The organism is Brevundimonas sp. UBA5713, assembly GCF_002419815.1.
Classification (GTDB): domain Bacteria; phylum Pseudomonadota; class Alphaproteobacteria; order Caulobacterales; family Caulobacteraceae; genus Brevundimonas.
In genome coordinates, this window is record NZ_DIGV01000047.1 from 1 (window position 1) to 7,415 (window position 7,415).

The following is a 7,415-nucleotide window of genomic DNA, read 5'->3' on the forward strand; positions in this document are numbered from 1 at the left end:
TAGCGTTAGCCTGTCAGCACCGCTGGCGGACATAGGCGTGTAGCGGGATTGCGTGGGCCGCGAAGCCGTCGCCGTAGATCCGGGAAAGGACGTACCCGGAGTCGATGATGAAGAAATTTGTCAGGAGATAGCCCCGGTCGAACACCGGGTGGAACTGACCCAGAGGCGTCGGGGCCGCTTCGCGGAAGTGGTAGAGAATGATCAGCGCGCCGGCGACAAAGCGCAGGATATCGAGCCAACCACCCCGCGAAATCCTGACGGGCTGCGGTCGTGCGTGCTCCGATGCAATCATCAAGGCCGTGCCTGCCCGGCCGCTGTGGGGTGATCGTGATGACGCGGAGCGAACTGCAACTGATCTCGCGTCAGAACAAGAAGGCCGAACCCCAAGAGGCATACAGCCGCCATGGCGGCGGTCATGACCCGACCAGCCTGCCCCTTCCGCCCGAGACGATAGGTCATGATCGCTAGGAGCGACATGAGAACGCCGAAGGACACGAACACAGGGATGCGGTAGGTCGCCGCCAGCGGTACGGCGAGACAGAAGACGATCGCGCCGGCGACGAGGCTCGCGCCAACCGCGATCAGTGTGTCCTGCACCGGCCGGAACGGCTCTGGCCTCCCGTATAGCTTGGACCGGCCGCGCCCCTTGTAGCGCCCTGGACGCCATCGAGGAGCCTTGCTCCGGATCGGGGATCGCTTGCCCCCCATGGCTTCAGCCCTGCGCGTCCGCCGGGCGAGCCGCGCGGTTGGCCAGCCACACCCGCATGCGGACGATTTCAGCTTCCTGGGTGCGAATGATCTCCTCCGCGAGGCCCTTGACCTCGGGGTCCGAACCTTGGTCGAGCGCAATCCTCGCCATGGCGACCGCCCCCTCGTGGTGGGCGATCATCCCGCGCATGAAGTCGACATCGGCGTCGCCGCTGTAGTCGATGTTCATAGCGGCGTGCATCCGCTCGTTCGCCTCCTTGTAGGACCGAGTGGCGGGGTTATCCGAGGCGGCATCGCTGTGCCCGGCATGCTGGTCGATCGGGCGCGCATCGACTGCCGTCGGCTCCGGCGCCGGGCGCCCCTGCCGCGAGAGCACCCCGAAGCCGAAGACCGAGATCAGGAGAAAGGCGGCGATGACGCCAACCCAGCCGAGACGTTTCATTGGACTATCCTTTGCTTTCCTGAAGGCGGGTCATTCGACGCCGCGCGGACCGCGCCATGCCAGAAGGCGAAGCGCGTTGAAGACGACCAGCAGGGTGGAACCCTCGTGGAGGGCGACGGCAGGTCCGATGCCGAGACCAAGGATCGTCGCCGGGACGAGGAACGCCACGACCCCGAGGCTGACGAACAGGTTCTGGCGGATGATGCGGCGGGTTTGACGGCTAAGACCCACGGTGAAGGGCAACTTCGACAGATCATCCGCCATCAAGGCTACGTCGGCGGTCTCCAGGGCGACGTCCGATCCCGCCGCACCCATTGCGACGCCGACCGTCGCGGTGGCCATCGCCGGAGCATCGTTGACGCCATCGCCGACCATGGCGACCTTGGTCTCCGCCCGCAGTTTCTTGATGGCGTCGACCTTGTCCTCCGGCATCAGGTCGCCCCACGCCTCGGTCAGCCCGACCTGACCGGCCACCGCCTGGGCCGCCTTCTGGTGGTCGCCCGAGATCATGATCATGCGGCGAATGCCGAGCGCGCGGAGCGCGGTAAGGGTCTCGCGCGCCTTGGCCCGAGGCGTGTCGAGAAGGCCGATGACCCCGAGATCCTTTGTCCCGCGGCGAACCACCATGAGCGTCCGTCCCTGGTTTCGAAGGGCCGCGACGGCGATCTCGGTGTCCGGTGCGAGCGGAGCGATGGCCTCCGAACCGAACATCTCCGGTTTGCCGATCCAGACGTCCTGATCGTCGACGCGTGCAGTGACGCCCTTGCCGGTCAGGCTGCGCAACTCCGTGGCCTCACGTACCGATGCCGCGATCAGACGCTGGTTCCCATCGCGAACGATGGCCTCCGCCAAGGGATGATCGCTCAGCCGTTCGACCGCGACTGCGATCTCGAGAAGCTCTGTCTGTGTCGTCTGGCCGAACGGAACGACGTCCGTGATCCGCGGTCGCCCCTCGGTCAGCGTCCCGGTCTTGTCAAAGGCGATGGCGTCGAGAGCCCCCAGGTTTTCGAGCGGGGCGCCACCCTTGACGAGAACACCGGCGCGCGCCGCCCGGGCGACCCCGGACAACACCGCGCTCGGCGTGGCGATCGCGAGAGCGCAGGGACTGGCGGCCACCAGTACGGCCATCGCCCGGTAGAAGCTGTCGCGGAACGGCTCGTCGACGACCACCCAGGCGAACAGGAGGACGAAGGCCAGACCGAGCACGAGGGGCACGAAGACGCGCTCAAAGCGATCGGTGAAGCGCTGGGTCGGCGACTTCTGGGTCTCGGCCTCGCTGACCATCCGGACGACCTTGGCCAAGGTGGTGTCGTTGGATCGACGCGTCGTTTCGATCTCAATGGCGCCGCCGCCGTTAATGGTGCCGGCGAAGACCACCGACGCCGCCGAGATATTTGCCGGCTTGGCGCGGGCCTCCTCGGGGTTCGGGACAGGCTGCTTGTCGACAGGAATGCTCTCCCCTGTCACGGGAGCCTGGTTCACGCTGGATGTTCCCTTCACGACGAAGCCGTCGGCCGGGAGTCGCTCGTTGGGCCGAACGACGACCAAGTCGCCGACTTCCAGCTCTTCGACCGGAAGTTCGACGACGGCCTCTCCTCGCCGCACATGAGCGGTGCGCGGGGCCAAGGCGGCCAGAGCCTCGATCGCCTTCTTGGCGCGACCCATCGCGAAGTGCTCGAGGGCGTGCCCGAGGCTGAACAGGAACAGTAGCAGCGCCCCTTCCGCCCAGGCTCCGAGCGCCGCGGCGCCGGCTGCGGCCACCAGCATCAGGGTGTCGATCTCGAAACGCTTGCGCCGCAGATTCCCGACAGCCTCGCCGACCGTGAACCAGCCGCCCAAGGCATAGGCGATCAGGAAAAGGCCGAAGGGCAGCCATCCCGGCACGCCCGGAATGAATTTCTCGATCAGCCAACCAATCGTGAGCGCGACACCGCTGCCGACCGCGAAAATGAGCTCCGTGTTGGGTCCGAGGAAGCCGCCATGACCATGGTCGTGCCCGTCGCCTTCGGAATGTCCGTGGTCATGGCCATCGCCATCGACGTGGCCATGGCCGTGACCGTCATCGGGCGTATGACTGGCCTCGTGATCGGATGGCGCTTTCGGCTGCGCTTCAGGGGTCTTCGTAGCGGTTGAAGCGGCGCCCTCCGTCGCCCGCACTAGCGCGAGGCCGTGGCTCGCAAGGCGCTCGACAAGCGTCTCACGGTTCGTGATCTGCCGGTCGAACTCCAGGCGCAGAGCGCCAGCCGGATCCAGCACCGCCTCGATCACGCCGGCTTCTTCGCCGAGCGCGGCCGCGAGCGTGCGGGCGTGGCGGGCGTGGCGGACACCCTCCACTCGCCCGACGAGATGCCCGAAACGCTCACTGACCTCGGCTCCGGCCTGACGCGCACGGCGACGGACCTGAGCCAGCGACAGCTGGTCGGGATCGTAGTGGATGCAAAGCTCTGGGCCTCCCTCGCCTTCGGCGACATGCGCCTCAGAGACGCCGGGTTCGGCCCGCAACAGCGCGATCAACCGTCCAACGCAGCCGTCCTGAAGATCGGGCGCATGAGGCAGGAGGACAGGGAAGTTGAGGCGGAGGGTCTTGGGCATGATCGGGCTCCTCAAGAGACGTCACGGGTAAGGGTCGAGCGGTCGGGCACGAACATCCCGGCGCGCTGGGCGGCGGCTCCAGCGACGAAGGCGGCGATCGCCAGAGCCGCGCTCAGGAGGATGACCAGTCGCTTGCGGTCCATCTCGACCTCACGGCAAGGCGATGAGAGCGTCGAGCCAGCCGAGGTTCTGGAGGTGCTCCAGTCCCTCGAACACGGGCAACGCCAGAAGGAAGACAAGGCCGTCGCGGACAGTCCGAAGGAAGAAGGCCGGCCGGACGGACAGTTCCGCCTCATCACGCCACAGGCGCAGGTTCGGAACGAAGCGGGGGGTGCGCACGACGTAGCTGCGGTAGGTGTCGCCGAAGGCCGACGTCAGGAAGCCTTCCTCCCGACTCGCCACGATGCGGAACACGATCCAGCAGGCGACGGCGAAGGTGACGCCGACGGTGAGGCTGCCCGTCTGTGCGCCGATCCCGAATGCGCCGATGAAGCTGAAGACATAGAGCGGGTTTCGACACAGCGAATACGGTCCGCAGGTGACGATCTCCTGCTTCTTGCGGCCGCCGATGTAGAGCGAGCACCAGGCGCGGCCCAGAACGCAGACCATGATGGCGATCAGCCCTAGGTGTTCGACGGGATGCTCCAGCTGTGGCTGGGCCTTCACAAGAGCGGTCCAGGCCAGCAGTGCGAACAATCCAGCCGCGATGAAGAGTTTGCGCCAGCGCTGGACGGACGCGATGTCGATCAGGGGCGGGCTCATTCCACGGGCTCCTTCGCGTCGCGCCGCGCATCTCGCGCATCGCGAAGGATGTCGAAGCCGCCCTTGGCGGCTATGGCGGCGACCAGCACCCCCACCAGCAGATCGGGCCAAGATTGGTCCAACCACATCACCAGGCCGCCGGCGACGAGGATGCCGCCGTTCGACGCGAAATCGTTGAGACTGAAGGTCTCGGCCGCCTTCATGTTGACGTCGCTGCTCTGTTGCCGACGGATCAACAAAAGACAGATCAGATTGATGACCGCCGCCACGACGGCGAGCACCATCATGGTTGGTCCGACCGGCTCGGTTCCCGTCAGTGTCCGGCGCAGGGCGTCGAGCAGGACGAGAACCGAGAAGATCAGAAGCATGACGCCGGACACCTGAGCCGCCCGCGTCTTCCAGATCAGCGCGCGTCCGACCGCCAGGAAGCTGATCAGATAGACGGCCGCATCGGATCCGTTATCGACGGCGTTCGCGAGCAGAGCGCTGGAGTCGGCGGCGAGGCCGCCGACTCCCAGGCCCACGAACAGCAGAGCGTTCAGGAACAGCACCGCCAAGAGGGTGCGGCGCTGGACCTGCTCTGTTTCGTGAGCCCCGCTCATTCCTCGATTCCTTCCGCCTTCCGGTGTTTCACGGCCTTGGCCGCGAAGGTCGGAAGGACAAGGAGGGTCAAGGCCGTGGCCGTCAGGAGGCCGCCGATGACGACGGTGGCCAGCGGCTTCTGCACCTCGGCCCCCGCGCCGTGGGCGAACGCCATCGGGATGAAGCCGACGATGGCGACGAGAGCCGTCGTCAGGACGGCGCGAAGCCGGCTTGTCGCGCCTTCGATCGCGGCAAGACGCGGCGCCGCTCCGCCTGTGAGGCGTTCCCGAATGGCCTGCATCAGCACGAGGCCGTTCAAGGTCGCGACGCCGGACACGGCGATGAAGCCGACCGCCGCGGAAACCGAGAACGGCATCCCCCTGAGGACAAGCGCCAGGGCGCCGCCGATCAGAGCCAACGGCACGCACGCGAACACCAGGCCCGCCTCGGCGAAGGATCCCAAAGCCATGAAGAGCAAGACCCCGATCAGGATGAAGACGATCGGAATGACCAGCCCCAGACGCTGTTCGGCGCGCTTCAGGTTCTCGAACTGGCCACCCCAGGTCAGGGAGTAGCCGGTCGGTAGATCGACCTCGGCCTGCACCTTGGCCTGAGCCTCGGTGACGAAACCGCCCAGATCGCGTCCTCGGACGTTGGCTTGCACCACCATGCGCCGGCTGCCGTCATTGCGGCTGATCTGGTTCTGCCCTTCCGCTACCTGGATCCGGGCGACAGAAGAGAGCGGCACGGTCACGCCTGTGGCGGTCGTTACCGGCAGAGCCGCAAGGGCCGCCGGATCATTCCGTGCCTCATCCGCGAGGCGGACGACGACGCTGAAGCGACGATCGCCTTCGAATATCTGGCCGGCCTCGGCACCGCCGACCGCGGCCGAAACCGCCTCGGAGACATCGGCGGCCGACAGGCCGTAGTTGGCGGCTGCGAAGCGATCCACGCTGACGGTCAGGGTGGGGAGGCCGGACGCCTGCTCGACGCGAACGTCGGCCGATCCGGGCGTTGCGCGCAGGGCGGCGGCGACCCGGTCCGCAGTCGCCTGCAGCTGGGTGAAGTCGTCGCCATAGACCATCACGGCGAGGTCGGTCCGAACCCCCGAGATCAGCTCGTTGAAGCGCAGCTCGATGGGCTGGCTGAACTCGAAGCTGTTGCCGAGTTGTCCGGCGGCGAGCTCTTCGAACCGTTCGATCAGCTCCTCTTTCGGAAGGTTCGGATCGGGCCACTCCTTGCGGTCCTTGAGGACGATGACCGCATCCGAAATGTTCGGCGGCATCGGGTCCACCGCCGCCTCCGCCGTCCCGGTCCGGGCGAAGACAGTCTTCACCTCGGGCTGGGCCTTGATGGCGCGTTCGAGGGCCATCTGCATCGCCAGCGATTGTTCCAGCGAGGCGGACGGCACGCGCAGCGCCTGCATGGCGATGTCGCCTTCATCCAGGGTCGGGATGAACTCCCGCCCCAGAGAGCTGAAGGCGATGCCGCCAATGACGAGGGCGCCGAGCGCGGACGCCAGGACGATTTTGGGCCGGTCGACGGCGGCGCGGATCGCAGGCTCGATACAGCGCCGCGCGTAGCGAAGGATGAAGGTCTCGTGTTCGTGAGCGTGGCCGTGCTCGTCGACCTCGACCTTCTTCGGATCCCGGACCAGCAGAGCCGTCATCGCCGGCACGAAGGTGAAGGAGAAGATGAAGGCGCCGACGAGGGCCAGCATCACCGTTGCGCCCATGGGAATGAAGGTCTTGCCCTCCACGCCCTCAAGCATCAGCAGCGGCGTGAAGACGAGGAGGATGATCAACTGGCCAAAGGCGGCCGGTTTGACCATCTGACGCGCCGCGGCTCCAGCAACCTCAAGCCGCTCCCGACGTGTCAGCATTCGACCGGCTTCGGCCCGCCGCTGGCTGAGCATCAGCAGGGTGTTCTCGACCACCACCACCGCGCCGTCGACCAGAAGGCCGAAGTCCAGCGCGCCGAGGCTCATCAGGTTTCCGCTGATGCCAAAGCGGTTCATGCCGATGACCGCGAACAGGAAGCTGATCGGGATCATCAGGGCGGTGATCGAGGCCGCACGGATGTTGCCGAGCAGGAGGAACAGCACCACGATCACCAGCAGAGCGCCTTCGATCAGGTTCTTGGCGACCGTTGAGATGGTCTTGTTGACCAGCGAGCTGCGGTTCAGGACCGGTTCGGCGACAACGCTCGGCGGCAGGCTCGCGGAAACCTCCTCGAGGCGTTCGGCGGCGGCCTGGGCCACCGTCCGGCTGTTGCCGCCGGCCAGCATCAGCGCCGTACCGACGACCGCTTCGTGGCCGTCGCGGCTGGC

The 7,415-nt window shown here is 66.6% G+C and carries 8 protein-coding genes; 1 reads left to right on the top strand and 7 read right to left on the bottom strand.

The window, feature by feature from the left end; translation table 11 throughout:
- Window positions 1-13 precede the first annotated feature (13 nt).
- Window positions 14-295 (bottom strand): hypothetical protein, encoded by a 282-nt coding sequence (locus B3B04_RS11770; protein WP_313443579.1) that lies wholly within the window; start codon window positions 293-295, stop codon window positions 14-16.
- 35 nt (window positions 296-330) lie between these two features.
- Between B3B04_RS11770 and B3B04_RS11775 the strand changes: the two genes are divergently transcribed.
- The gene (locus B3B04_RS11775) at window positions 331-468 is read left to right on the top strand and encodes a hypothetical protein (RefSeq protein ID WP_242915661.1); all 138 of its coding nucleotides are present in this window, start codon (window positions 331-333) and stop codon (window positions 466-468) included.
- 244 nt (window positions 469-712) lie between these two features.
- Here B3B04_RS11775 and copM read toward each other — a convergent pair whose 3' ends face one another.
- The 6 genes from copM to B3B04_RS11805 form a co-directional block, all read right to left on the bottom strand.
- Entirely contained in the window at window positions 713-1,150 is a 438-nt protein-coding gene (gene copM, locus B3B04_RS11780) for a CopM family metallochaperone (RefSeq protein WP_242915663.1), read from the bottom strand.
- 30 nt (window positions 1,151-1,180) lie between these two features.
- Window positions 1,181-3,742: a heavy metal translocating P-type ATPase gene (locus B3B04_RS11785; protein ID WP_242915665.1), complete on the bottom strand. Its 2,562-nt coding sequence runs from the start codon at window positions 3,740-3,742 to the stop codon at window positions 1,181-1,183.
- Between the two features lie 11 nt (window positions 3,743-3,753).
- On the bottom strand, window positions 3,754-3,885 hold the full coding sequence (locus B3B04_RS11790) for a hypothetical protein (RefSeq protein WP_282452813.1): 132 nt from the start codon (window positions 3,883-3,885) through the stop codon (window positions 3,754-3,756).
- A 7-nt stretch (window positions 3,886-3,892) separates the two neighbouring features.
- Window positions 3,893-4,504, bottom strand: coding sequence for a methyltransferase family protein (locus B3B04_RS11795; RefSeq protein WP_242915666.1), 612 nt, complete (start codon window positions 4,502-4,504; stop codon window positions 3,893-3,895).
- Window positions 4,501-5,106: a cation transporter gene (locus B3B04_RS11800; protein WP_242915668.1), complete on the bottom strand. Its 606-nt coding sequence runs from the start codon at window positions 5,104-5,106 to the stop codon at window positions 4,501-4,503. Before B3B04_RS11800 ends, B3B04_RS11795 begins: the two co-directional genes overlap by 4 nt.
- Window positions 5,103-7,415: efflux RND transporter permease subunit (locus B3B04_RS11805; protein WP_292043185.1), on the bottom strand; the 2,313-nt coding region annotated here is incomplete at its 5' end. The genes B3B04_RS11805 and B3B04_RS11800, both read right to left, overlap by 4 nt.